Below are 25,124 nucleotides of genomic sequence, written 5' to 3'. Positions count from 1 at the left end.
CTGAAGCTATGTCGGTAAAATAGCCAAAAACAATAGCTTGCATGGAATGGAACCCGGAACTGCTTAGCCTGCTGTCTATCCCGTTTATCAGCGCGATTGTGGGTTGGGTGACCAATTATCTGGCGGTCAAAATGATGTTTTATCCCATTGAATTTAAAGGGATCAGACCATTTTTTGGGTGGCAGGGGCTGATCCCTGCAAAACGGCGGGAAATGGCTGAAATTGAAGTAGAGCTGGTTCTGGGCAAACTGCTCAGTGTTGAAGAACTCGCCCAACGTCTGGACGGCGAACAGCTGGCCTGTGCCATCGAACGGCGCTTAAAGCAGGTGCTGAAAAGTGTGGTCAACGAGGTGATGGAAGCTTCAGCACCGGATTTATGGGCCGCAGTGCCGGTGCAGGGGAAGAATCTGGTTTACCGCCGGATTGAAAATGACATGCCCAGGGTTGTAAAAAAGCTGGTCACAGATTTTCAGTTAAATATAAATGAAATTCTGAATATTAAAGAACTGGTAGTAGAGCAACTGGTCGGTTCGCCATCACTCATCAATGAAATTTTTCTTACTGCCGGGGCTAAAGAATTTCCTTTCATCGTCCGTTCCGGTTTTTATTTTGGTTTCCTTTTCGGCTTACCCACCATGTTTCTGTGGCACTATTTTCAGGCTTGGTGGTTATTGCCGCTGGGCGGATTGGTGGTGGGCTACGCCACTAACTGGATTGCAATTAAGATCATCTTCGAGCCTAAACGTCCCCGCAAGTTTGGTCCTGTGACTGTTCAGGGCATGTTTCTGAAACGGCAGGCGGAAGTGTCCCGTGTATATGCTGAAATTATCGAAAACAAGCTTATCACTCCGCAAAATATTACCCATGTGATCCTGCACGGCTCCGGGTCAGCTTCGTTACTGGAGCTTATCGAGCTGCACGTCAATGATGCCATTGAGCGCTATGTGGCCATTGCCCAGCCATATTTCGGGCTGGGTGTCGGCTCTGAAAATTATTTCAAGATGAAAGCGCTGGCCGTACAGCGTATTTTTGAAAACTCAGATAAAACCCTGTTTTATGCTTACGATTACGCCCATTCTGCTTTGCGGGTAGGTGAGGACTTACGGGTCCGCATGCAGGCTCTCCCGCCGGAAGAATTTGAAGGCGTATTGCGTCCTGCTTACCGGCAGGATGAATGGAAGCTTATTCTGACAGGTGCATTGCTGGGTCTGGCAGCCGGGTTTGCCCAGCTTTATCTGGTGTTTATCTGATCATGAAAACCGCAGATAAAATACTCTACACGGCACTGTCACTGTTCAATGAGCATGGCGAAAACAGCGTAACCAGTGTAGATATTGCCATGGAACTGGATATCAGTCCGGGTAACCTGTACTACCATTACAGAGGCAAAGAAGTGATTGTTGAACGCCTTATCAGCATTCACAAAAATCAGATGTTGCATGTACTGCGAAATGTTATTGCCGGCCGCATCAGTGCGGAAGATGTGTTCTATTATTTCTACATGATCATTGAGAAACTGCATCTGTTTGAGTTTATTTACCGGAGTCCGGCAGATCTTGCCGAAAAGTATCCTCACGCCCACAAGGTGAGAAATCAGGTGGTGAGTGCGCTGGAAAAACAGATAAGCAATGTATTGCATGCGCTTAAATCCTCCGGTTCTCTGACCCTGGAGAAAGCGGAGTTACCTCTGCTTACAGAGCTGTTAACCCTGGTATTGACCCAGTCGTTCCAATATGACCAGCTTGGCCGCAGCCTTGACGGTGAATCTCAGCGATATCACTGCCTGTCTTTATTAATGATGAGTTTATTGCCGCGGTTAACTTTACCGGAGGGCACCCTGGCTGAACTGAATCAGGGGATTGCCCGTCACAGTCTGGCAAACCTGAAACATACTGACTGGACAGACAGGGAAGACTGATGGGCCGCTCACTGTCTTTTCTGGACAAGTCTTTCTGGCTGGCGGAGTCTGATGCCAGTCCCAAGCATGTGGGTTGTTTGCAGATCCTTGAAATGCCTGAGCAGGCATGTGCTTCAGAGTACGTCAGGGCGCTTTACGAAGAAGTAAAATCGCACACAAAAATTACCCCGCCATTTAATTGCAAGGTTAAAACGCTGCTGGGTTACCCCTTGGGTTTGCAGCCTGTAAAGCACATGGATATGGATTATCACGTGCAATTTCATATTACTGAAAACATTCAGGATCGCAGACGGCTCGATAAACTCACCGAAACGCTGCATGCTTCGCGGCTCGACCCGGAAAAACCACTCTGGCAGTTCATTTTTTTGCATGACAACACCAGCCTTCAGTTTGTGATTTATGCGCGGGTGCATCATCTCTACGGTGACGGCGCAACGCTGGTTCGCTGGTTTCAGGCCGGATATACCGCCGGACCTGCAGAGGAGGGGTTTACTCCGGTCTGGGCGCTGAAACGGCTGCGTCATAAAAGAAAGCATCTGGTGCGCTGGCGTGACAGGTTGTTCGCTGTCTGGCAGGGACTGAAAACCTGCTGGCAGTTTCTCATCATTATGTTGCGGCTGCTGATGAAGCTGGTGCGTATTAACACCCATTATATGCCGTTGCCCTTCAGCGGTACGCAGACGCCCCTTACCGGACAGGTGAGAGCGGGCAGGGCGGTAACTACAACAGACATCGATTTTGCAGAGATTAAAGCGCTGGCACGACGCACGCGGGCATCTGCTAACGAAATATTGCTGTGCGTATTTGATATTGCGGTTCACCATTTTCTGAACGATCACGGACAGCGGTTTACCCGACCACTGTATACCAACATGCCGGTTAATTTGCGCAAACCGGGTGAGAAAACCACCGGTAATAAGATTGCCATTGTGCCTGTTGAACTGGCCCACGGTGAGCGGGACCCCTATGTGCGGTTAAGGCAAATTATTGTGAATCACCGTATCGTCAAACATGCTGCACAAAAAGCGACGCCGGGGGCATTCAAAGCGTACACCATCACTATTCAGGCGGTATCACTGTTGTTTGAATGGTTACACTTGTCAGACTTCGTCAAGCCCATAGCGAATATCTTAATTTCAAACCTGCCCGGACCTAAAGAAGCCCGCTATCTGAAGGACAGCAAATTACTGGCCTGTTATCCGGTGTCCACCATGACGCCGGGCGGCGGCGTGAATATCACACTCATGACCTACAACGGGACGGCAAACGTGGGGATGGTGTGCTGTAACCGGCATGTCAAAGACATCAGCCCTCTGGCCGGTTATGTTCATGAAGCTTTAGCCATTCTGGCCCGTTCGCTGGATGAACCCGGAGTGGGTATTGAAGATATCGGCGAGCAGATTGAAAGTTATCCCCGTTCGGTCATTGCTGAATAGTCTGAGCAAATCAATAACCTCAGCGGAAACTGAATCTCAACCCGCCGTTGACCACGAATACCTGTTTGCCCCAACGCTGAAAAACATCTTCCCGCCAGTGCCCGCCTAATGCATAGCTGAGATCCTGCGTTTCAGCATGGCGCTGCAACACAGCATCAATTTCCGGTTTGTGATAGTCCAGAATGCGCTGTTTGTTGTGATCAAGATACAGACGCAGATACGACAGCAAACGGTCAGTTTTGCCGGTGGTGGCGATACTGGCGATATTCAGAAGGGGAGCATTGATAAACTCAGTCAGTGACTTACCCAGTTGTAACCCGGGTACAATCTGACGGATCAGTGAGCGGGTGTCATTGAGCAGTGCATAGTTGTCATTAACCAGCCGGATTGCGTCGGATTTGAGATCCTCAATACTGATCACATGGTTTTGAATATCGTAAACCGGCGTTCCGCTTATCACGACAATGACATGGGCCCGGTAGAGCGGGGTATCGAGCACCGCAATATTAAGTTCCGCGAAACATTGCAGTGCCAGTCTGTTTGATTCTTCCTGACAATGAACCTGCGCTTCCGTGATTGTCAGGCGGGCCTTTCCTCCCGGTACATCAAACGGAAAAGAGCGGGGGAACAGGGGAGTCAGTAACGCCTGTAGTTCTTGTGTGGTGTAGTCGTCATACGTCAGTCTGCCTGTTTTTATCATCAGGCCGCAAACGGCGACTTTCCATTTTTCCCGCCAGATGAGTGTCAATCCTCTGTCCCTGTGGTTGAGTCTGTCACTACAGTAACATAAAAAACACAGACAATAGCCGACAATTTGTTAAACTGGTAAGAGCAGTTGAATAAGCACATTGCGGGTGGCGTATGGTTGAAGAACAGTATGATTATGTGATCACCGGGGCGGGATCTGCCGGCGCAGTGCTGGCGGCCCGTTTGTCAGAAAATCCGTCTGTTACAGTGTGTCTGCTGGAAGCCGGCGGTAAAGATAACAATCCGTTCATCCATGTGCCGTTCGGATTGTCTTTGCTCAGTCGTTTTGACAGCATTGGCTGGGGATATTTCACTGCGCCGCAACGTGAGCTGAATGACCGCGAACTTTTCTGGCCCAGAGGGAAAACCCTGGGGGGCAGCAGTTCTGTCAATGCCATGTGCTACATTCGCGGACAGCGGGAAGACTATGACCGCTGGGCTGAATCCGGCGCTGCCGGGTGGAGCTACAACGAAGTGCTGCCATGGTTTAAAAAGGCAGAAGATTATCACGGCGGCGCGGATGCTTATCATGGTACCGGCGGCCCCCTCAGAGTTGAAAAGCTATGTCATACCGATCCGCTTTCCCGGTGTTTTGTGAATTCTGCAGATGCTGCCGGTTTGCCTGTCAGAACCGACTTCAACCGTGAACAGCGGGAAGGGCTTGGCTTTTATGATGTCACCCAAAAGCACGGCCGGCGCTGGTCCACGGCGCAGGCGTATCTTAAACCGGCGTTGAACCGGCCCAATCTGACGGTACATACCCGGACGCTCACTGAAAAAGTACTTTTCACCGGTAAAACCGCCAGCGGCGTGCAGGTGCGGTATAAAGGCAAAGGTCGCCGGATCGGCGCACGTAAAGAAGTCATTCTGTGCGGGGGGGCAATTAATTCACCGCATTTGCTGATGCTTTCCGGGGTGGGGCCCCGTGACATGCTGATGGAAAAAGGCATCCATGTGGTCGCGGACTCCCCCGGGACAGGCCGTAATTTGCAGGATCATCTGGACGCTATTGTGCAATACCGGTGCACGTCCCGTCAGGGCTATGCTGTCGCACTTTCTGCCATACCCTCTTACATAGCAGCCGGTTTCCGGTATTTATTCTCATCAGGTGGCCTGCTTTCTTCTAACATTGCTGAAGCCGGCGGTTTTGCTTCTTCTTCACTGGCGCAGTCCGGTCAGCCGGATCTGCAATTTCATTTCCTGCCGGCCATTCTGGCTGAACATGGCCGCCGCTCGGTTTACGGATACGGTTTCGGGGTTCACGTTTGTGCCCTGTATCCGAAAAGCCGTGGCAGTATCTCTTTGCAAAGCAGTCATCCTGCTGACCATCCGCTTATCGAGCCTGCTTATCTCACCCATCCCGACGATAAAAAAGTGCTGCTCGAGGGGGTTGCTCTGGCAGACAAGCTGGTAAACAGCGCGGCTTTCGATGACGTGCGGGGAAAACGATTGTCACCGCCACTAGGCAACAACGATGAAGCATTGCTGGACGAATTTATCCGTGAGCATGCGGAAAGTATCTATCATCCTGTGGGCACCTGCAAAATGGGAGCGGCAGACGATGAAATGGCGGTGACTGACAATCAGTGTCGCGTAAAAGGGGTTAATGGCCTGCGGGTAGCAGATGCGTCGGTCATGCCTGTGTTGCCCGGGGGCAATACCAATGCGCCGGTGGTGATGATTGCCGAGCGGGTGGCGGACCTGATCATCCGCAGTGCCGGCCACCCCTGAACCGGCCGGTTTTCTGCAAAAGGTACTTCTCCTTCAGAACTTACTTTAATCCGGCAGAGCGGATAAACACTTCTGCGGCACAGTCGCACATTTCGCTGATATGCGACTCGTCGGCGTAAATACCATCAATTAATAGTCTTGCGATACCGTGCAGGGTACTCCACGTCACCTGCGCCAGCCTCAGTGCATCCTGATCTTCAGGGAGCAGGCCACTGGACTGCCAGGTGCGGGTCATGGTGAGCTGGTATTGGAAACAGGGATAAGCAATGTCTTTCAACTGTGCTGTTGCCTGATCGTTGTGCCATAACGTCCGCCCGAACATCAGTTCATACACCTGCGGGTGGTTCGCGGCATAATTGACATACTGGTGAATGAAGCGGCGGAAACGGGTAGCCGGAGTCACATCTTCCTGTTCAAAAATAGCTCTGGCAGACGCGTGCCAGTCGTCAAACCCTTTAGCAGCAATAGCACTGAGCAATGCATTTTTATCTTTAAAATGGTGATACGGGGCGGTTCTCGATACGCCCGTTACCTCTGCCAGCTTTCTCAGCGACAAAGCGTCTATGCCACTGTCTTCAATGATAATGGTGGCCGCTTCTATGAGCGCACTGCGTAAATCACCGTGATGGTAAGAAGAGCCGGAAGTCATAGCGTTTCCTGAAAAGTCGGTACGCTGAGTGTCCCGTTTAATCTTGACACTGTCAACATTGATGTTATCTTGACGGTGTCAAGTTTGCGTTGTTCATCAAACCTGGCTAAAAATTTATTTACAGGCAACCATCAGGACTAAACATGAGCACCACCACGTATCCGCATCTGTTTCGCCCCCTTGATTTGGGATTCACTCAGTTAAAGAACCGCGTCATCATGGGCTCTATGCACACTGGGCTTGAGGAAATGCCGGGCGGGCACAAACACATGGCCGCATTCTATGCCGAACGAGCCCGGGGCGGTGTGGCGTTAATTGTGACCGGTGGGATCGGGCCGAACGAAGAAGGCTCTACCCATCCTGCCACACGGCGCCTGGATTCAGATAAGGCCGTTGCGCATCATCGTGAAGTGACGGATGCGGTGCATGCAGAAGGCGGGAAAATTTGTATGCAAATCCTGCATACCGGTCGTTATGCCTACTCAGAGAAACTGGTGGCGCCATCGGCTATTCAGGCGCCGATTAATCCGTATAAACCCAAAGCGCTGACAGAAGAAGAAATCGAACAACAGATCAGCGACTTTATTTTTGCTGCCACTCAGGCGCAGAAAGCCGGTTATGACGGTGTGGAAATTATGGGTTCTGAAGGGTATTTCCTGAATCAGTTTGTTGCCGCCCGCACGAATCAGCGTGATGATGACTGGGGAGGCAGTTATGAGAACAGAATGCGTCTGCCGGTTGAAGTGGTGCGCCGGGTCCGTGAAGCCACCGGCGATAACTTCATCATTATTTACCGGCTTTCCATGCTGGACTTAGTCGAAGGCGGCTCCACATACGATGAAGTGGTCAAGCTGGGGCTGGCTATTGAGGAAGCCGGCGCGAATCTTATCAATACCGGGATCGGCTGGCATGAAGCGCGAATTCCTACCATTTCAACACGGGTGCCGCGGGCTGCTTTCACCTGGGTGACCGCGAAGTTTAAGGCGGCGCTCAATGTGCCGCTGATCACCTGTAACCGCATCAATACACCGGAGGTCGCAGAAGCCGTGCTGGCGCGGGGAGATGCGGACATGGTTTCCATGGCGCGGCCATTTCTGGCAGATGCTGAGTTCGTTATTAAAGCTGAACAAAACCGCAGTGATGAAATAAATACCTGTATTGGCTGCAATCAGGCGTGTCTGGACCATATTTTTAACGGCAAACTCACCAGTTGTCTGGTTAACCCGCGGGCCTGTCATGAACTGCAACTGCAAATTGCGCCGGCGCAGTCAGTGAAGCACATTGCTGTGGTCGGGGCCGGTCCTGCAGGACTGGCGGCGGCGACTACCGCTGCACGTCGGGGCCATAAAGTCACACTCTTTGACAGTGCTTCTGAGATTGGCGGTCAGTTCAATATCGCCAGACAGATCCCGGGCAAAGAAGAGTTTAATGAGACCCTGCGCTATTTTGCCCGCCAGCTTGAGCTTACCGGCGTAGATGTTCAGCTGAACACCAGAGTGACCGCAGACACACTGAATAACGGCAACTTTGATGACGTTATTCTGGCTACCGGTATTACCCCGAGAGTGCCGGATATTGAGGGCATTGAACACAGTAAAGTTCTCACTTATCTGGACGTGATAAGAGATAAAAAACCGGTGGGTAAGCGGGTAGCGGTAGTCGGTGCCGGTGGGATCGGTTTTGATGTGTCTGAGTATCTGTCACACGGGAAGGATGCGCCAAGCCTGGATATTCCCGTTTTCATGAAAGAGTGGGGCGTGGATATGACACTGACAGCAAGGGCTGGTGTGGAAGGGGTTAAACCTGCACCAGAGCCGTCATCCAGAGAAATCTTCCTGCTCCAGCGGAAAACCTCCAAAGTGGGCGCCGGTCTGGGTAAAACGACCGGATGGTCTCACCGCGCCAATCTTATGATGAAAGGAGTGAAAATGATCGCAGGCGTGACCTATGATCGCATTGATGATGAAGGTTTTCACTGCACAGTAGAGGGCAAGTTAATGGTATTACCGGTGGACAATGTGATCATTTGCGCCGGACAGGAGCCGCTGCGGGCATTGCAGGACGGCCTGACGAAACCGTGTCATCGTATCGGCGGCGCGGATGAGGCCCGTGAACTGGATGCCAAACGGGCGATTGAACAGGGTACAAGAGTCGCTGCGGCTTTGTAACGGTTCGAAGCAGACTGAGCCCGGTATACAAAACCGGGCTTAATGAATGGGATCCAGTAGCAGCGCATTCCCGGCCTGGTCAATGCGGAAATGAAACCGCTTGAGAATATTCATGCCTAACAGCCCCTCAGTGCCATCAAGCGTACCCGGTGGCAGCACCAGCACCGATACATCCGCCAGTCGCCACGGACCAAACTCTACTTCTTTTAATGTTACCATGCGGGCGTCTACCCGGCCGCCTGCGGTATTGACTGCAAAATTTCCCAGGTCCCGGTAATTTCCCCGTCTGGCTACTTGTCTGAATACCTCCGTCGTCACCGTTGTAACCGACGCACCGGTATCTACCAGCAATCTTGAGTGGCGGCCGTTAAGTGTCAGTGGCGCGAGATAATGATCGCCGGTTTGTTCCAGCGGCATCCTGTATGCGTTACCGGATACCTCACGTTTTTCCTCCGTGGGCGGGGTATCTTCACTCTGTGCGTCTGCTGTCTGAGGATACAGCACACGCCGTAACGCTTCAGCCTGCCGGTCTTCAGATGGCAGCGAAGCCAGTACATTTTCCATCAGCGTAAATTTTTGCTGTCTGCCATACGCCTCTGCCAGTTGCAGGGTATAAAAACGGTCTTCCGGCCGGTACTGGTAAAGTGGCTCCACAAAAGCCGCAAGGGTGTCCCAGTCGCCGGCGAGCCGGAGCTTTTCTGCTGCGGTATCTGCCATTTGGGTAATCAATGCGGAGATATCCTGTTCTACCTGCGGCGGAGGGTTTCGCTCAAGAATTTTGTAGTACTGGATGATAGCTTCGCTTAACGGTTCCTCACGTTTTACCCACATTGCTTCCAGCAGTAACAATTCCCAGTTATAGGGCTGGTCTCTTAGGGCGGCAGTGAGGGCAGGAAAAAAGCGTGGATCGTCATTATTAAACCAGGCTTGCAGTGTAGCCGCTGAAGACCTTTCCTCCTGCATGAGATCTGAGACTGAAAGGGGGGAGCTTGTCACTGCGGGGGCTTGCGCAGCAGGACGAATATTATCTTCAGTACTGTCTGCCAGCGGCACAACCTGCTGTGTAACGGGCTCCCGGCGGATTGCCAGCAATATGCCGTTAAGGGTGAGAGACAGCACCAGAGCAGCCAGCAACCATTTGTTCACGGCGTAGTCACCGCTTCGGTATAAGTATTTTTAAACAGCGCAGGCATACGCGCAGGGGCACCGGTTTTTAAATTGACGCAAACAAAACGGGTTCTGGCGGCAAACACCGATTTCCGCCGCACGGGACAAATAAACTGGAAACGCCGCTCAAGGTTCAGCTTACCGTCGCATTCCACAATCCAGGTGGCACACAACAATGTATCGCCTTCGTGACAGGGTAACAGATAGTCCAGTTCGTGACGGTGGATCACCATACCTTTACCGCATGCCCGGTAATCATCGAATGTCAGCCCCAGATGATTTGAATGTGACCAGGCCAGCGACTCAAGCTGTGACAGATAGGCAACATTGTTAACGTGCTGATAGTGATCTATGTGGGAGTCGTTTATTTGCCATGGTTTAACGAAAGGGGCAGGCAGAGCCCATTCCGGCTGGTAGTCATCGTTCGGGTACATGGGGGACAGGATTGTTTTCAAGGCTAAAATCGTCGGAAAACAGTTGTAACATTAATTGTTGCTCACGGGCAATAACCGGTCCGGTAAAGCGCTCAACATCGCCAAGTTGTCTGAAGGTATCGTATCCCCGCTGCAGAAATTCGTGCAGAGAAAGAAGGCCCGCCAGTTTTGCCGGACGGCGGGATACCGAAATCAGCATACCAATACCCCGTATTTTAATGATTGCGGCCAGTTGTTGTCCCAGGTGCCGGATGATGTCAATTTGTTGTGTTCTTGCTGCTTTATCACCCGCTTCACGGTAGGCCAGTGCATAGGTATTGTTGTTGAGCGGCTGGCCCTGCAGTGCATCAACAACCTTTTGATCCAGTTCAAAAGAGAGGGCATTCAGTGCAAGGGCGTCATCCAGCGCCTGCATGGCTTTGTCCGGCAATACTTTTGCCAGTTTCGGGATCACCCGCGCGATATCGGCATCCCGCTGTGAAAAATCTTTCGGTCCGTAGAGCTCTTCAGTGAAAAAGGCCATAGCCTGGCGGTACTGTGGCTGAGCCGCCAGATCTGCGTGAGTCACCAGCAAACGTTCACACTGCCATTGTTGCAGGGCATGGATAGCCGGCAACTGGCCCATCTTCTCTGCCATGTTTTTCAACGCATTCACGCGGTGGATGTGTCTGACAATACCGGACGTGGTGTTCAAATCTGCTCTCCTTATGTTCACATCAACATATCACATTCATCCTCAGATTTGGCGGAATGACCGGCATTTGGTACTATGCGCAACCTCTTTTCAGGCTTGTCAGTGAGTTGAATGCAGCAACAAAATTCAGCCTTAAATACGATGCAACCAAAAATGCAGTTTACCCCGCAGGACGATACCGATCCGCAAGTGGACGAACTCATCCGCCTGTTTGACGCCACTTTCGCTGAAAACTGGAATACCCGTCTTGTGCGCGGTGATGATGAGCCGGTGTATTTGCCCGCGGGGGATGAAGTGCCTTTTCACCGCATCGTTTTTGCCCACGGTTTTTTCTCCAGTGCGTTGCATGAAATTGCGCACTGGTGTATCGCCGGTGATAAACGGCGACAGCTGGAAGATTATGGTTACTGGTATTGTCCTGACGGCCGTGACGCCAGTCAGCAGAAAGCTTTTGAACAGGTGGAAATTAAACCGCAGGCAGTGGAATGGGCTCTGACGCTCAGTGCCGGGCGTCAATTCCGGGTCAGTACGGATAATCTGAACGGGGCAGAGCCTGACCGTGAAACGTTCACCGCAGCTGTGCATGAGCAACTGGTGCAATATACCCGTACTGGATTTCCACCCCGTGCCGGTATGTTGATGACAGTACTGCAGGCGCATTTTAAAACGGCGCCGGTTACTACAGAACGGGCAGAGGCATTAGCATGAGCGATAAATTTCGTCTGGGCGTGGTGGTTAATCCGTATGCCGGCATTGGTGGTGCGGTGGCTCTCAAAGGCAGCGACGGTGCTGCGGTACGTGAACAGGCGCTGGCAGCCGGAGCGGAACAACTGGCGGGTTTTAAGATGACCCGCGCGCTGAATGTGCTCAGTTCGCTTGCCGGTCAGATCACTGTGATAACCGCCTCCGCTGAAATGGGTGAAAACAGTGCCCGTGAGGCCGGTCTGACAACAAAGGTGGTGTACACACCCGCACAGGCACAGACTGAAGCTGAAGACACAGAAGCTGCGGTGGAAGCCATACTTGCTGAGGGAATCGACTTACTGTTATTTGCCGGCGGTGACGGCACTGCACGAAATGTGTGTCAGATTGCAGAACTGCAAACGCCTGTGCTGGGCGTACCGGCCGGGTGTAAAATCCACTCCGGTGTATATGCAGTAACCCCCGTAGCTGCCGGTGAAGTGGTGGCTATGATGGTACGCGGGGAGCTGGTGAGTGAAGCTCCGGCAGAAGTCCGTGACATTGACGAAGAGGCATTTCGTCAGGGCAAGGTACTGGCAAAGCATTTCGGTGAAATGCGGGTGCCGGACTCACTAACCTACGTTCAGGCCGTCAAAGCCGGCGGCAAGGAAAGTGATGAACTGGTGCTGGAAGATATCGCGGCCTTTATCCGTGAAACCATTGAAGATGAGCCGGACACGTTTTTCGTGATGGGATCGGGTTCCACCGTGGCCGCAATTATGGATTCAATGGGTCTGGACAATACGCTGCTGGGCGTCGATGTCGTGAAAGACGGAGAACTGGTGGCGTCGGATGTGACAGCGGTACAGCTGCTTGAACTTACTGACGGCCAGCCGGTTAAAATGGTCATTACAGTGATTGGTGGTCAGGGGCATATTTTTGGCCGTGGGAACCAGCAACTCTCACCGTCATTTATCCGCCGGACTGGGAAGGAAAATGTGCTGATCACCGCTACAAAAACCAAATTACAGTCTCTGGATGGCCGCCCTCTGCGGCTCGATACCGGTGACGCTGAATTAGATACCACACTTGCCGGCTATTTTCCGGTGATCACCGGATACCGGGACAAAGTGCTGTATCCTGCAAAATAAGGAGACTTTATGGAATTTCCCGCCGCCGCCCCCACTGAATTTATCGGGCAATCCGGACACATCGAAGACGCGTTGGATGGTGTTGTTGATCATGGTAGTGACGATGAACTGTTTATTGCCAGCTACCTGCAAGGTCATTTTGCGGTGATTGCCAGACAACAGGAAATGCAGCCTGATGCGAGCCTGGCCACCCTGGACGAAGCCATGCAGGGCAGTTTACAAGCTGCTTTTGATAATAAAGAACTGGAAGATGAGGATCAGCGGCTGGTCATGGCGCTCTGGCAACGTCTTCTTGCCAGTGCAAAATAGTTACTCTCTGCTGACAGCTTTTCCCTGAAGCGGCAGACTCTTGCCGCTTTACCTCTTTCCCGCCGCCTTAAAACCCGCTTACCGGTTACTGAATTCCCCTCTGCGCCGCCACATCTTTGACGTTTCCACATGGTACGAAAATTGCGAATACCTCAGCAGACAATAAATGGCGGGTTAACGGGCCGGAGTAATGAGTACTAAATATCTGAAAAAGACAGTCCCTGCAGCATGGCTGGCAGCAGGCAGTTTGATGCTCGGAGGCTGTGCCGGAGAGAGTCCTTCGGTGGTGATGCAGGAAGAAAATATGGCGTTACCTGCATTAGGCAATATGGAGTACCACACTTACGTACTGGCGAATGAGCTGTTTGCGCAGCTGCGTCCTTCACGTCAGGCGAAATATGCCGTTACCGGTTTTGTGCCGGCAGATACCATGAGCTGGAACAGCAAACAGCAGGACCCGCTGATGATGCTTGGCCATCAACTTGAAGAGGGGTTGATCACTGAAGCCGCAAAACGGGGCTTTACCACTCAAGAGTTTAAGCTCACGGACGATATAATAATGGGAGAGTATGCAGACCGCGTACTCACCCGGGATATCGAACAACTTCCCGGCATCGAACGGGTGGATTTTTATATCACCGGCACTATTGTACGCCAGCAGGCCGGTGCTATGGTTAACGCCAGAGTGATAAACGCCAGAACAAAAGATGTCGTGGCTGCTGCGACACGTTTCTTTCCTGAAGGCTTGTTCTGGGAAGAAGAAAAGGTCACGACCCGGAACGGGCGGCTGTACAGAACTGAGGATAAGGGGTAATGCCAATGACTTTTCAACGCAATATGATTGCCATGGCAGCAATGCTGGTCAGTATTTCAGGTTGCTCTCTGCTCAGCGATGAAGAGACTGCAGAAGCGCAGCCGGGTGCAGTTGAGCCGGTGATGAATGTCATTGACGTGCGTGCAGAAGACCGCGCTGAGGTTGTCGCCGCAGAGCCTGAAGACGATGCCGACAGTTTCGGTGCTATTGGCCAGCCGCCTCTGTACAGCAGTGTGCAGGGTGCCTATCAGGGCCGCCCTCTGAACCGTCATGTTGGCGATTATGTCAAGAACATGACTCAGGACCTGGTTTCCAACATGGAGTACGTTACCAATAAAACGCCGGTGGCGGTAACCAATTTCGCTATGCTGGACTCTGATCTCCAGCACACCAATTTACTGGGTCATCAGATGGCTGAATCGTTTATGCACGAACTGCATAAATACCGAATTCCGGTAGTGGACTTTAAAGCAACTGATTACATCAGAGTAACAGACAGCGGTGATTTTCTGCTGAGCCGTGACTATCTCGACTTAAACAGCAGCCTGCCCATTGATTACGTTCTCACCGGCACGATGGCGAAGCATCAGGGCGGGGTACTGGTAAACGCGCGTATTCTCGGCATAGAAAGCCGCGCTGTGGTGGCGTCAGCCCAGTTACTTATACCGTTTTATGTCGTGGATGCGCTTATTCCCAGCGACAGCAATGGTAAAAGTGGCATCCGGGATGGTGTGAAGCTGACACGGGGTTAAGACGATGACGTTTGCCAAACCTTCAGTTCCGGCTATCACAGTAATATCAGGCTGTTTACTGGCTGTTATGCTGGTAGCCGGGCTCTCCGCCTGTACCACCATTGATGAACACTACCATGCTTACATGGATGGTGAGGGTGATGCTCACACGCAGCCTGCGCAACCGCCGGGTGACAGTGCAGCTGACATGCCGGGGGATCATGATGGCATGCTGAGCGGCAATGAAAAGCCTCAGGTTCAGGACGGAATGCAATTTGTTGATGATTTTGAGCCCGCAGAGCAAACTGCGGCTTCAACTTCAACTTCAACTTCAACTTCAGCGGCGACTTCCTATCCGCAGGCTGATGTGGTGACACATGCTGCACCAGAGGTCATTGCACCTGAGAGCAACGCACCGGTGAACATGGCAGCGGTGCCTGAGACAGCACAATGGCAATACCGGCCTGATTCCCGTGACCGTAACCCGGAGGCCAGTGAACAGACAGGGCCGGTAGCGGTTGAGTGGCACGATCCTCTTGGAACCGGCTATCAGCCGGACAGAACGCACAAAGCGCTGGCAGACTATGCATCCCAGCTGGCAATGCAACTGATGGACTCTGCTACAGAGCTTAGCAGCAACGATTTAATCGGTGTGGCAAGCTTCGTAAGGCTGAACCGGACGCTGCAGGAAACCACAGTGATGGGAAATCAGCTGGCTGAACTGCTCATCGCAGAATTGCAGAGTTTTGGTGTGGGTATTGTCGATTTTAAAATGGCTGATGCGTTGACAGTCACGCCGTTTGGCGATCTGGCCATGACACGGACCGGCGAAATACAGAGCCGCTCAATGCAGATGGATCATATTCTCACCGGTACCCTTATCGAAGAGCCCAGAGGCGTGCGGGTAAATGCACGTATTGTGTCCGTTGATAAGCATCAGGTTGTCGCCAGTACCAGCCTGCTTATTCCGTCTTTTATGGTTACTGCGCTGAACAGCGGCAGCCAAACCGGAAAATAGTCATCTTTTAGTATGAGATTTCCCGCCGGCCACCGATAAATACTTTCCTATCGGGGCAGGCTGGATTATTATTCATACTGGCGTTTGAATGCCACATTCAAATTGCCGCTCTGCGCCGGCATGGTGTTATGACTCAACCATCTCCATAGCACTCTGCCCGGCTCAGGGCGCCACTCCTCTGATTGAATTTCTGATAGCAAACCTTTGCGGTGCGGTTGCCTGAAGTAAAGACTCCGGTGCCGGCAGCGGTGTATGGGTTAACTGGCCTGTCAAAATTTGCGCCATTAACGGCGCCGTAGTTAACCCTCTTGAGCCGAGTCCGGTTAAAGTGAACAGTCTGCCGGCAGGCAGCTGTGTCTGGCTGCTGAGTGGCTTTCCGGTGCTCAGGGCGCGGTATTGTTCGTACAACACGTCATTACTCAACAGTTGTCCGGTTGCGGGCTGGTGATCCGGCAGTGTCAGACGGATTGCCGCTCTGGCTTTTCCGTCGTGTTGAAGCTGCGCTACCCAGCTGTCTGCCCCCATTGCTTTTTTATGTGTCGCCATATTTGTCTGTGTGTCGCTTTCACGCACATCACACCGGGTATCATCTTTTCCATAGGTAGACCCCAGAGCATGGCGGTTATCCATATGTGGTGTCATGTAGCCTTTATGACAAAGTACGGTACGCAATGCACTGACTGAAGGCTGGCCGGGAATAGCCTCTACCTGACCCCGCACGGGTCGAAGTGGCAATGCCGTCATCTGCGGAATATGGATACTGTCAGCACCGGTGGCAATGACCGCGTAATCAAAGTGCTGTTCTTTTCCGTTAACACAAAGGGTAACGCCATCTTCCTGTTCAGTAACGGCAGTGACTTTTGCGCCGGTTTGAACCCGGATATTTTCGTCGCAGCCGGCAATTAACGCACTGACCAGTTCCGGCGGGCAAACCCAGCCACCCAACGGTATGTGCAGTCCGCCGGCAGGCAACGGAACACCGGCAAAATCACTGGCATCCTGCTGAGATATGGCGCATACAAGTGCTTCAGGCCAGACTTCGCTGTCCAGCAATTTAGCCTGCCGCTCACCTACCGTTTCGCTGAAATTAAGTTGCAGTACGCCACACCAGTCATGCGTAAAAGGCTCCGGTAACTGCCGGTAAACCCGGCTGGCGTATAAAAAACCGTGAGCCTGAATTTGGCTGGCAATACTCGCCTCACTGTGAAGCTGCGGATAAAAACCACCCTGAGGATTACCCGATGCGCCCTGAGCAAGGGTTTCATCTGCACACAAGACTGTGGCAGATATCCCTGTACGGCTCAGGCTCCGGGCCAGAGTTGCTGCTGCCAGTCCGCCGCCGATAATTGCCAGGCGGTGGTTTGCCGTGACTGCATCGTTATTAAAACGGGAGTAAGGCGGTGCAGCCGGAGCAGAGTGCTGGCCATCAAAATATCCGCACAGCATGTCGCGCTTGCGGCCAAAACCTTTACGTTTTTCAACAACAAAACCGGCGTCTCTCAGGCCCCGTTTCACAATCCCTGCTGCGGTAAACGTGCCGAAGGTTGCGCCTTGTCTGGATACTCTGGCCATTTGTGAAAACAAAGCTTCCGTCCACATGTCCGGGTTTTTACCGGGCGCAAAACCGTCCAGAAACCAGGCATCAATCATCCCGCGGGGCGGTACGTGCCATTGGGGCAGCAATTCATGTACATCGCCAATCCATAAATCCAGCGTGGTGTGAAATTCATCAAAGTGAAGTCTGTGGCAACCCTGAATGGATAGGGGATAGTTATTCAACAGCGCCTTTGCTGCCTCCTCCAATACCGGAAATGCGGTCAGTGCGCGGGCCAGATCGTCTCTGGCCATGGGGAATTTTTCTGTTGAGAGGATAAACAGTTGTTTCAGCGGGTGCTCAGGATGCTCCGCTCTGAACGCAGCGAAGGCCTGCATCGCCACCAGGCAATTCAGGCCGGTGCCAAAGCCGGTTTCAGCAATAACAAAGTCGCGGCGGGTATGTGCCAGCCAGCGCGCCGGAATATCGTTACCGGCAATAAACACATGATGGGTTTCATCAATGCCACTGTCGTTGGAAAAATAGACGTCATCGAAGTCGTCAGCAACCGGAGTGCCGCTGTCATTAAAATAAACTTGCGCAGTGCGGGATTTCACGTTTTGATATTCTGCAAGACAAACATTGGGTGATCATACCTTGCATGATACATTGAGCAAAGCAAACACGCGGGGTTGAAGCCTGTTTTCTCTGTGTTGATGAAAAGCTGAACGTTTTCGGCTTTTGGTAATCATAGCAGGGGCAGATAAGACACAAATGACGGGGCAGGGTACGTGTAAACGGTATAGGAAAAACGTTAAGTAAAAAGAGCAGACCAGTTTACGGATGAAAATCGTTACCATATGCCCCATCAAAATAAAGGGTTAGTTATGAGAAGAGCAGTTATTACCGGTCTGGGCATCGTGTCCAGCATTGGTGTAAATCAGGACGAAGTGCTGGCTTCATTGAAAGCAGGCAAATCAGGTATCACTTTTTCAGAGCAATTCGCTGAAATGGGTCTGCGCAGCCAGGTCTGGGGTAACGTGGACATTGATTTATCAGAGCACATCGACCGTAAAGTTATGCGCTTTATGGGTGATGCCGCTGCTTATGCTTATGTGGCAATGCAACAGGCAATCGCTGATTCCGGTTTGGATGAGAAAGATATTTCAAATGAACGCACTGGTATTATCGCCGGCTCCGGCGGTGCGTCATCATTAAATCAGGTTGCTTCAGCAGACATTCTTCGTGAGAAGGGCGTAAAACGTATGGGTCCTTACATGGTTCCCCGTTGTATGGCCTCTACCGTTTCAGCTTGTCTGGCAACACCGTTTAAAATTAAAGGTGTGAACTATTCTATTGCTTCAGCGTGTGCGACCAGTGCTCACTGTATTGGTAATGCCCTGGAACTGATCCAGCTGGGTAAACAGGATGTGGTATTCGCCGGTGGCGGTGAAGAGCTGCACTGGTCACTGTCCAGCCAGTTTGATGCCATGGGAGCGTTGTCGTCGAAATACAATGACAACCCGTCTGTTGCTTCCCGTACTTATGATGCTAACCGCGATGGTTTCGTCAGCTCCGGTGGTGGCGGTATGGTTGTTGTAGAAGAGCTGGAACATGCTCTGGCCCGTGGTGCAACCATCTACGGTGAAGTGGTAGGTTACGGCGCCACGTCAGACGGCTACGACATGGTCGCGCCTTCCGGTGAAGGTGCGATACGTTGCATGAAGATGGCGATGCAGAATGTTAATGCACCTATCGATTATCTGAACACTCACGGCACATCTACGCCGGTAGGTGATGTGAAAGAACTGGCTGCTATTCAGGAAGTCTTCGGTCAGTCCGGCGTGCCAATCAGTGCAACCAAGTCTCTGACTGGTCATGCTCTGGGTGCTGCCGGCGTGAATGAAGCGATTTACAGCTTGCTGATGATGAAGAACAACTTCATCGCGCCGTCTATCAACATTGATACGCTGGACGATGCAGCGGCGGGCCTGGACATTGTGACTGCCACCCGCGAAGCTACCCTGAATACCATTATGTCTAACAGCTTTGGTTTCGGCGGTACAAACGCAACGCTGGTTATGCAGCGTTACAACGGGTAAGTAAGCAGTCAGAAGACTGTTTATACCGTTATAAATGAAAAACGCCCGCACCGGTTATCCGCTGCGGGCGTTTCGTTTTGTGAATTACGTTACGTTCCAGTATTATACCGGCCTTAGCAAGTCTGACAGTGTTTGATATGACCCGCATTTTGTTCGAAGAAAGTATCCCTCAGGGAATGGCCTACTTTTCAGTGCTTGGCGAGGCTTCACCGTTTCATGGTCCTTCGCTGGATGCAAAAGCGCTTCCCGGTACTGACTATCTGGCGGTCAGATCCACCACCAAAGTGAACGAAGCGCTGCTGTCCGGTGCCGGGCAGTTAAAGCTGGTAACGACAGCGACGGCGGGCACAAATCATCTGGATAAAACCGCACTGGAACAGGCGGGTGTGCCATGGCGCTCTGCCGGTGGATGCAATGCAGTAGCCGTAGCTGAGTACGTGGTGAGTGTACTGATGAACGCTCACCGTCAGGGCAAGCTGGATTTAAACCGTATTACTGTTGGCGTAGTTGGCGCCGGACATGTAGGCAGTGCACTGGCAGAAAGACTGCATGCACTTAACATTGCCCATGTACTGTGCGATCCGCCTCTTGAGGCCGCCGGTGACAGCCGGCATTTTACCGGCATGGACACCATCATGGATTGTGATGTCATTACCCTGCATGTGCCATTTGTCAAAGACGGACCTCATCACACTGTTGATTTGCTTAATGCAGAACGTATAAGCGGTCTGCGGGCAGGGCAGTTGCTGATCAATGCCTGTCGCGGTGAAGTCATTGACGAACCTGCGTTGCTGACACGTTTACAACAACCTGAGGCACCGCTGGTGGTCCTTGATGTGTTCCGTAATGAACCTGAGATCAATCAGGCATTGTTGCCGTATTTGTGGTTTGCCACGCCTCACATTGCCGGTCACTCTGTTGAAGGTAAGCTGCGGGGAACGCAAATGGTATATGAACATGTGTGTGAAGCCATGGGTGTAACGCCTGAACTCACTATGGAAGATTTTCTAACCGCGCCGGAAGCCCGTCATTTTGACGTGCCGGATGCCACAGCCGAAGCGCTGGACTGGGATACGTTGTCTGACCTGATCTTGTCTGTATACGACGTCAGCAAAGACAACGAGCTGTTTCGCCGTGATACCGGTAAAGAAGGGTTTCTTAATTTACGTAAGCATTATCCTGCCAGAAGGGAATGCTGTGCCGGTTTTCTGCGACTTGCAGCACCGGTTTCAGAAGGCATAACAGAGCAACTGAGTGGCCTGGGTTTTCAATTTAATTTTGTGCGCTGAAACTTACAGCGTACCGACAGGAGAAAAGAATAATGTCACAAGTTTTTGATGTGGCGGTACTGGGCGCAACAGGCCTGGTCGGACAAACCATGATTGAGTTGCTCGAAGAGCGTAAATTTCCGGTAGGAACCCTGTATCCGCTGGCCAGTGAACGTTCTGCCGGTACAACCATTAACTTCAAAGGCGAAGAAATTGAAGTACTGAATGCCGATGATTTCGACTGGACGCTGGTACAGTTTGGTTTCTTCTCTGCAGGCGGCGATATTTCCGCCCGTATTGCCCCCGTTGCAGCAGACGCCGGTTGTATCGTTATCGACAATACCTCACATTTCCGGTACGAGCCGGATGTACCGCTGGTTGTGCCTGAAGTGAACCCCCATGCGCTGGCAGACTTCCGCAACCGGAATATTATTGCCAATCCGAATTGCTCAACCATTCAGATGATGGTGGCTCTGAAGCCTATCCATGAAATCGCCGGCATTGAACGTATTAATGTGTGCACTTACCAGTCTGTTTCCGGTGGCGGCAAAAGTGCAATGGAAGAGCTGGCACTGCAAACCGCCAATCTGCTGAACACACGGCCGGTTACACCGGAAGCATTCAGCCGTCAGATTGCCTTTAATGCCATCCCGCAAATCGACGCCTTCATGGACAACGATTACACCAAAGAAGAAATGAAAATGGTGTGGGAAACGCAAAAAATCCTCGGTGACGATAGTGTGCTGGTGAATGCTACTGCTGTGCGCGTGCCGGTTTTTTACGGACACGGTGAAGCCATCCATCTGGAAACCCGTATGCCAGTGGATGCTCTGCAAGTGAAAGGGTTGCTGGCGCAGGCGCCCGGCGTGAAGGTGTACGAAGAAAGAGAAGCGTTCCCTACTCAGGTGAGCAGTGCAAGTGGTAATGACTGGGTACACGTGGGCCGCATCCGTGATGATATTTCTCATCCTAACGGCCTGAATATGTGGGTGGTGTCTGATAACGTACGTAAAGGTGCGGCAACGAACAGCATTCAGATTGCTGAAACCCTGATTAAAGACTATCTGTAAACACCCAGCGCAGAGGTAAACTTCTGCGCCTTTGTGCCGATAAAACAATGAAAAGGCTGTTTTACAGACTGTCATCTGCAGAAGAAAACGGCCTTTTTCTAGATAGTTACCGTTAACTGGTTTATAGTTTTGGTAAGTAACCTGTGCGGGCTTGTCATCATGGATTAAAGCTTGCATAACCCCGTGAAACCACAGGTTTTATTCTGTGAGTGACGGTTTTCTGACTCGCCGGAAGCAATCCGGCACGCCCGGAGCATCAGGCTCCGGCATTATAAGAATAACAGGCAGCGGTGTGCCGGCTTGTCCGTGTACTGGCTACACCACATGGCCTGGCCACCATGACAACGTCATGGTAGACGCTTGAGGGCATATAGGAACGCTATGAAATCGCATGTTACGGGCTTGCTTATTTTTTTATTGCTGCTGACGGCAACCCCTGATTCCGGTCAGGCTCAGGAACGGGAAACTGCCATCCGCGGACCGAAAGATGCCACCAGTCAGTTCTCCGGCAATGTTTATGGTCCTATAGACGACAACGATACCCTCTGGCGTATAGCCGACCGCTACCGTCAAAATAAGAACCTTTCTGTCTACCAGGTGATGGTAGCTATTTATGAACTGAACCCTGATTCTTTTGAGCAGCAAAACCTTAATTTACTGGTCGACGGCGCTGTTCTGAAACTGCCGTCTGAGCGTTATGTTGCCCGCATTGATCCTGTAAGAGCGAAACAACGTGCCGAACAGGATGATGACAGCTTTGCCCGCATGGAAAGCAAGCCAGGCAGCAGCCTGAATAATCTTAAGCCGCCGGTACCGCTGGTAAACCAGCAGGATCTAAGTTCTACCCGTACCGCAATTGAAGACAAAATTACCCGTCTGGACAGTCAGCAAACTCAGCAATTTGATGAATTACGACAGCAATTTGCTGCCTCGCTGGAAAACGTGCAGGCCATTCTGGATGAAAACCGCAAGCTATATACCCGTGTTGAACAGGTTAATGATGATTTAGCGTCTCTGCGTACCCAGGTGGAAGGGGACGTGCAGAATCAGATGGATGAGCAAACTGCGTTACAAAAGCAGTTATTGCAAATGATGCAGCAGGAACAGGCGGAGCGTCAGGCTGAAAAAGACGCGTCGTTTATGAATACGCTGATGCAACCCATGAGCCTCATCATCGGCTCGGGTATCCTCACGTTATTACTGGTGGGCGGACTGGTTGCCTGGTTCCTCAAACGGGGTAAGAAAGAAGAAGATGATCCCATGCAGCCTGTGGCGCAGGTCTCTACCGCCGACACCGCACCGGTTGTTGCTGCGGCCCCGGCAGCGATTGTGCCTGAGCTGGATGACACGCCGGAATTGTCAGATGACGAACTCTTTAACGACGATGAATTGTTAGATGATGTGTTATCCAACGAACTGGAAGAATCACTGGACGACGATCTCGAGAGCTTCGCTGACCTTGATGATGACATGCTGGTGCCGGATGACGATTTTGCCTTCGAAGACGGTGATTCCGAGTTAGGTCAGGATGAACTGGATAGTCTGTTCGATGATGAGCCGTTATCTGATGATTCACTGGTGCCTGATGTGGATGATCTGGACGGGATTGATCTGGCCGGCGATGACGATGACAGCGCAGACGCTGCTACAGAGGAAACGCCTGCGGAACCGGCTGCTGAAATGGTGGCTGACGATGACATTGATGCGCTGCTGGCACAAAACTCTGTTGACAATAACGTGGCAGAAGAAAGTAGTGCAGAAACAGATGCTGCTGACAGTGCAGCAGACGTTGATGATTTTGATATCGATGCATTGCTGGATGCAAATTCAGGCACAGCTGAAGAGCCTGCAACAGAAGAGGAAAATGACGGGGATATCGACCCGGACGACATTCTTGCTGAATTTGAAGCGCCGTCAGCGGACGAAGAAGACAAGCCTGAAATTGATATCGACGATTTGCTCGACGAGCATCAGCCTGATTCTGTCACGGGCAGTGATAACGGCGATGTTGATGACGACATGCTGGGCAAAATTGACCGTGAGATCAATGACCAGAATCAGGAGCTGGACCGTCTCACAGACAATATCATCACGGAAATGGACCAACTCGACCAGATGGCGGATATGCTGGGCGACGATGAGGATGAAGAAGACGAGATCACTACAGAATCAGCGCCTTCACCACAGGCCATTCAGGATCTTGACGCATTCAGCGAAGACCTGGACGAAATTGACGTTGAGGATATGGAAAATGCCGGCGAGTTTACTGACCCGCTTTCTGATGACCTCATCGCAGAGCTCCAGGGCGAACAGGACAGTGACGAGGATGACGCCGGCGTTGACGATGCAAACGACGCACTTGCCGACGAACTGCTGGCTGAGCTTGAAGCTGAAGATGATGAAGTAGATACCTTATCAGATGAATTACTGGCAGAGCTGGAAGCCGAAGAATTATCCGGTGAGCAGGATGCGCTTGCTGATGAGGCACTATTGCAGGAAGACTCCGAAGACAGTGAATTTGAGGCAGATATTGATGACGATCTGACCAATGACCTGCTGGCAGAACTGGAATCTGAGGGCGAAACAGAGGACCCGGCGGAAGACGAGCTCCCTGGCGACGTTGACCTGCCTGCGTCAGATGAATCAGTCGAACCAGAGTCTGCAGCGACAGACAAACTTCCGGAAGAGCAAAACCTTGCAGAAGAAGCCGTTGAGACCGAAGACACAACAGTTGAAGACGACGTCGCTGATGAGCCTGAGCCGGAAAGCGAACTGACTTCTGACGATGATACAACCGGTCCGGATGATTCTGATGCGTTGTCTGAGTTGGATGAACCTGTTGAAGAAGAGACTGCAGAGTCGGAAGAGCTGCCCGTTGATGAAGAATTCGCAGAAGCAGCTGTTACCGGAGAAGACGGCTCAGCACCGGAAGAAGAACTACCAGATGACGAAGAAATATCTGCATCCGGTGAAATTACAGATGATGAATTAGTCGCTGAAGAAACACCTTCACAGGACGATGAGTTGCCAGACAACGAAGATTCTGTTGAAGACGTAACTTTATCTGATGATGAGATCTCAGAAGAGCCTGAACCTGCTGAAGAAGAGAATTCTTTATCGTCAGATGCTGACGCACTTATTGCTGAAATTGAAAATGCGCAATATGAGCAGGAAGCAGAAGCTGAAACCGATAATGACGATGAGGCAGAACTTCAACCTTCAGAAGATGACGTTGAAGAAGAGCCTGCTTTTGAGTCCACTGAAGCAGGTCAGGAAGATGCACCGGCAGAGAAATATCAGCCTGAAGAAGTTGATGCATTAGCCGACGAATTACTTGCCGAACTGGAAGGTACTGACGACGATGTGCCTGCAGAAGCAGAAGCAGAAGCAGAAGCAGAAGCAGAAGCAGAAGCAGAAGCAGAAGCAGAAGCAGAAGCAGAAGCAGAAGCAGAAGCAGAAGCAGAAGCAGAAGCAGAAGCAGAAGCAGAAGCAGAAGCAGAAG

Annotated in this window: 22 protein-coding genes; 16 read left to right on the top strand and 6 right to left on the bottom strand. The window is 51.7% G+C overall.

Features of this window, described 5'->3' with window-relative positions:
* Positions 1–41: 41 nt before the first annotated feature.
* From J3369_RS13375 to J3369_RS13365, 3 genes are read left to right on the top strand one after another with little or no spacing between them, the layout of a single operon-like run.
* Positions 42–1,250 (top strand): DUF445 domain-containing protein, encoded by a 1,209-nt coding sequence (locus J3369_RS13375; protein WP_349587723.1) that lies wholly within the window; start codon positions 42–44, stop codon positions 1,248–1,250.
* 2 nt (positions 1,251–1,252) lie between these two features.
* Positions 1,253–1,918 carry a TetR/AcrR family transcriptional regulator gene (locus tag J3369_RS13370; protein WP_349587720.1) on the top strand — a complete coding sequence of 222 codons (666 nt, stop codon included), beginning with the start codon at positions 1,253–1,255 and terminating at the stop codon, positions 1,916–1,918.
* Complete coding sequence (locus tag J3369_RS13365; RefSeq protein WP_349587717.1) at positions 1,918–3,354, top strand: wax ester/triacylglycerol synthase domain-containing protein; 1,437 nt, start codon at positions 1,918–1,920, stop codon at positions 3,352–3,354. The genes J3369_RS13370 and J3369_RS13365 overlap by 1 nt, the downstream gene beginning before the upstream one ends.
* Before the next feature lie 19 nt (positions 3,355–3,373).
* On the opposite strand, the gene J3369_RS13360 is transcribed toward J3369_RS13365, so the two are convergent.
* Positions 3,374–4,102, bottom strand: coding sequence for a DUF4403 family protein (locus J3369_RS13360; RefSeq protein WP_349587715.1), 729 nt, complete (start codon positions 4,100–4,102; stop codon positions 3,374–3,376).
* Between the two features lie 113 nt (positions 4,103–4,215).
* Here J3369_RS13360 and J3369_RS13355 point away from each other — a divergent pair, with 113 nt between their 5' ends.
* Complete coding sequence (locus J3369_RS13355; protein ID WP_349587713.1) at positions 4,216–5,832, top strand: GMC family oxidoreductase; 1,617 nt, start codon at positions 4,216–4,218, stop codon at positions 5,830–5,832.
* A gap of 40 nt (positions 5,833–5,872) precedes the next feature.
* On the opposite strand, the gene J3369_RS13350 is transcribed toward J3369_RS13355, so the two are convergent.
* Entirely contained in the window at positions 5,873–6,481 is a 609-nt protein-coding gene (locus J3369_RS13350) for a TetR/AcrR family transcriptional regulator (protein ID WP_349587710.1), read from the bottom strand.
* A 143-nt stretch (positions 6,482–6,624) separates the two neighbouring features.
* Here J3369_RS13350 and J3369_RS13345 point away from each other — a divergent pair, with 143 nt between their 5' ends.
* Positions 6,625–8,649 (top strand): oxidoreductase, encoded by a 2,025-nt coding sequence (locus tag J3369_RS13345; protein ID WP_349587708.1) that lies wholly within the window; start codon positions 6,625–6,627, stop codon positions 8,647–8,649.
* Between the two features lie 39 nt (positions 8,650–8,688).
* On the opposite strand, the gene J3369_RS13340 is transcribed toward J3369_RS13345, so the two are convergent.
* From J3369_RS13340 to J3369_RS13330, 3 genes are read right to left on the bottom strand one after another with little or no spacing between them, the layout of a single operon-like run.
* Positions 8,689–9,795, bottom strand: a complete 1,107-nt coding sequence (locus tag J3369_RS13340) for a retropepsin-like aspartic protease family protein (protein WP_349587705.1) — start codon at positions 9,793–9,795, stop codon at positions 8,689–8,691.
* The gene (locus J3369_RS13335) at positions 9,792–10,250 is read right to left on the bottom strand and encodes an acyl-CoA thioesterase (RefSeq protein ID WP_303575371.1); all 459 of its coding nucleotides are present in this window, start codon (positions 10,248–10,250) and stop codon (positions 9,792–9,794) included. The genes J3369_RS13340 and J3369_RS13335 overlap by 4 nt, the downstream gene beginning before the upstream one ends.
* Entirely contained in the window at positions 10,234–10,944 is a 711-nt protein-coding gene (locus J3369_RS13330; RefSeq protein WP_349587703.1) for a DUF8198 family protein, read from the bottom strand. The genes J3369_RS13335 and J3369_RS13330 overlap by 17 nt, the downstream gene beginning before the upstream one ends.
* A 153-nt stretch (positions 10,945–11,097) precedes the next feature.
* On the opposite strand from J3369_RS13330, the gene J3369_RS13325 reads away from it, so the two are divergent.
* The 6 genes from J3369_RS13325 to J3369_RS13300 all read left to right on the top strand — a co-directional run bounded on the left by J3369_RS13325 (position 11,098) and on the right by J3369_RS13300 (position 15,648).
* Positions 11,098–11,652 carry an elongation factor P hydroxylase gene (locus tag J3369_RS13325; RefSeq protein ID WP_349587701.1) on the top strand — a complete coding sequence of 185 codons (555 nt, stop codon included), beginning with the start codon at positions 11,098–11,100 and terminating at the stop codon, positions 11,650–11,652.
* Positions 11,649–12,776: an ATP-NAD kinase family protein gene (locus J3369_RS13320; RefSeq protein ID WP_349587698.1), complete on the top strand. Its 1,128-nt coding sequence runs from the start codon at positions 11,649–11,651 to the stop codon at positions 12,774–12,776. The genes J3369_RS13325 and J3369_RS13320 overlap by 4 nt, the downstream gene beginning before the upstream one ends.
* Positions 12,777–12,785: 9 nt before the next feature.
* Positions 12,786–13,085 (top strand): YfcL family protein, encoded by a 300-nt coding sequence (locus tag J3369_RS13315; RefSeq protein ID WP_349587696.1) that lies wholly within the window; start codon positions 12,786–12,788, stop codon positions 13,083–13,085.
* Between the two features lie 190 nt (positions 13,086–13,275).
* A complete protein-coding gene (locus J3369_RS13310) occupies positions 13,276–13,899 on the top strand; it encodes a FlgO family outer membrane protein (RefSeq protein WP_349587694.1) in 624 nt (207 codons plus the stop codon).
* Positions 13,899–14,651, top strand: coding sequence for a FlgO family outer membrane protein (locus tag J3369_RS13305; protein WP_349587692.1), 753 nt, complete (start codon positions 13,899–13,901; stop codon positions 14,649–14,651). The genes J3369_RS13310 and J3369_RS13305 overlap by 1 nt, the downstream gene beginning before the upstream one ends.
* Before the next feature lie 4 nt (positions 14,652–14,655).
* Positions 14,656–15,648: a FlgO family outer membrane protein gene (locus tag J3369_RS13300; protein ID WP_349587690.1), complete on the top strand. Its 993-nt coding sequence runs from the start codon at positions 14,656–14,658 to the stop codon at positions 15,646–15,648.
* A gap of 162 nt (positions 15,649–15,810) precedes the next feature.
* Here the strand turns inward: J3369_RS13300 and mnmC are convergent, their stop codons facing one another.
* Entirely contained in the window at positions 15,811–17,799 is a 1,989-nt protein-coding gene (gene mnmC, locus J3369_RS13295) for a bifunctional tRNA (5-methylaminomethyl-2-thiouridine)(34)-methyltransferase MnmC2/FAD-dependent 5-carboxymethylaminomethyl-2-thiouridine(34) oxidoreductase MnmC1 (protein WP_349587687.1), read from the bottom strand.
* 270 nt (positions 17,800–18,069) lie between these two features.
* On the opposite strand from mnmC, the gene fabB reads away from it, so the two are divergent.
* The 5 genes from fabB to J3369_RS13270 all read left to right on the top strand — a co-directional run.
* Positions 18,070–19,284: a beta-ketoacyl-ACP synthase I gene (gene fabB, locus J3369_RS13290; protein WP_349587685.1), complete on the top strand. Its 1,215-nt coding sequence runs from the start codon at positions 18,070–18,072 to the stop codon at positions 19,282–19,284.
* 137 nt (positions 19,285–19,421) lie between these two features.
* Positions 19,422–20,573, top strand: coding sequence for a 4-phosphoerythronate dehydrogenase (locus J3369_RS13285; RefSeq protein WP_349587683.1), 1,152 nt, complete (start codon positions 19,422–19,424; stop codon positions 20,571–20,573).
* Between the two features lie 32 nt (positions 20,574–20,605).
* On the top strand, positions 20,606–21,622 hold the full coding sequence (locus J3369_RS13280) for an aspartate-semialdehyde dehydrogenase (protein ID WP_303575361.1): 1,017 nt from the start codon (positions 20,606–20,608) through the stop codon (positions 21,620–21,622).
* A gap of 205 nt (positions 21,623–21,827) precedes the next feature.
* Positions 21,828–21,986: a hypothetical protein gene (locus J3369_RS13275; RefSeq protein ID WP_349587680.1), complete on the top strand. Its 159-nt coding sequence runs from the start codon at positions 21,828–21,830 to the stop codon at positions 21,984–21,986.
* Positions 21,987–22,003: 17 nt separating this feature from the next.
* On the top strand, positions 22,004–25,124 hold a 3,121-nt coding region (locus tag J3369_RS13270), incomplete at its 3' end, for a FimV/HubP family polar landmark protein (RefSeq protein ID WP_349587677.1).

The sequence above is a fragment of the Alteromonas sp. NFXS44 genome, from assembly GCF_040148705.1.
In the GTDB taxonomy this organism is placed as follows: domain Bacteria; phylum Pseudomonadota; class Gammaproteobacteria; order Enterobacterales; family Alteromonadaceae; genus Alteromonas.
The sequence above is the reverse complement of the archived record's forward strand: the minus strand, read 5'-3'. Positions and strand labels throughout refer to the sequence as shown.

Bases quoted from the DNA above. Each gene is read 5' to 3' on its own strand.
- J3369_RS13375 (WP_349587723.1), top strand. From the start codon at position 42: ATGGAATGGAACCCGGAACTGCTTAGCCTGCTGTCTATCCCGTTTATC.
- J3369_RS13370 (WP_349587720.1), top strand. From the start codon at position 1,253: ATGAAAACCGCAGATAAAATACTCTACACGGCACTGTCACTGTTCAAT.
- J3369_RS13365 (WP_349587717.1), top strand. From the start codon at position 1,918: ATGGGCCGCTCACTGTCTTTTCTGGACAAGTCTTTCTGGCTGGCGGAG.
- J3369_RS13355 (WP_349587713.1), top strand. From the start codon at position 4,216: ATGGTTGAAGAACAGTATGATTATGTGATCACCGGGGCGGGATCTGCC.
- J3369_RS13350 (WP_349587710.1), bottom strand. From the start codon at position 6,481: ATGACTTCCGGCTCTTCTTACCATCACGGTGATTTACGCAGTGCGCTC.
- J3369_RS13345 (WP_349587708.1), top strand. From the start codon at position 6,625: ATGAGCACCACCACGTATCCGCATCTGTTTCGCCCCCTTGATTTGGGA.
- J3369_RS13335 (WP_303575371.1), bottom strand. From the start codon at position 10,250: ATGTACCCGAACGATGACTACCAGCCGGAATGGGCTCTGCCTGCCCCT.
- J3369_RS13325 (WP_349587701.1), top strand. From the start codon at position 11,098: ATGCAGTTTACCCCGCAGGACGATACCGATCCGCAAGTGGACGAACTC.
- J3369_RS13320 (WP_349587698.1), top strand. From the start codon at position 11,649: ATGAGCGATAAATTTCGTCTGGGCGTGGTGGTTAATCCGTATGCCGGC.
- J3369_RS13315 (WP_349587696.1), top strand. From the start codon at position 12,786: ATGGAATTTCCCGCCGCCGCCCCCACTGAATTTATCGGGCAATCCGGA.
- J3369_RS13310 (WP_349587694.1), top strand. From the start codon at position 13,276: ATGAGTACTAAATATCTGAAAAAGACAGTCCCTGCAGCATGGCTGGCA.
- J3369_RS13305 (WP_349587692.1), top strand. From the start codon at position 13,899: ATGCCAATGACTTTTCAACGCAATATGATTGCCATGGCAGCAATGCTG.
- J3369_RS13300 (WP_349587690.1), top strand. From the start codon at position 14,656: ATGACGTTTGCCAAACCTTCAGTTCCGGCTATCACAGTAATATCAGGC.
- fabB (WP_349587685.1), top strand. From the start codon at position 18,070: ATGAGAAGAGCAGTTATTACCGGTCTGGGCATCGTGTCCAGCATTGGT.
- J3369_RS13285 (WP_349587683.1), top strand. From the start codon at position 19,422: ATGACCCGCATTTTGTTCGAAGAAAGTATCCCTCAGGGAATGGCCTAC.
- J3369_RS13280 (WP_303575361.1), top strand. From the start codon at position 20,606: ATGTCACAAGTTTTTGATGTGGCGGTACTGGGCGCAACAGGCCTGGTC.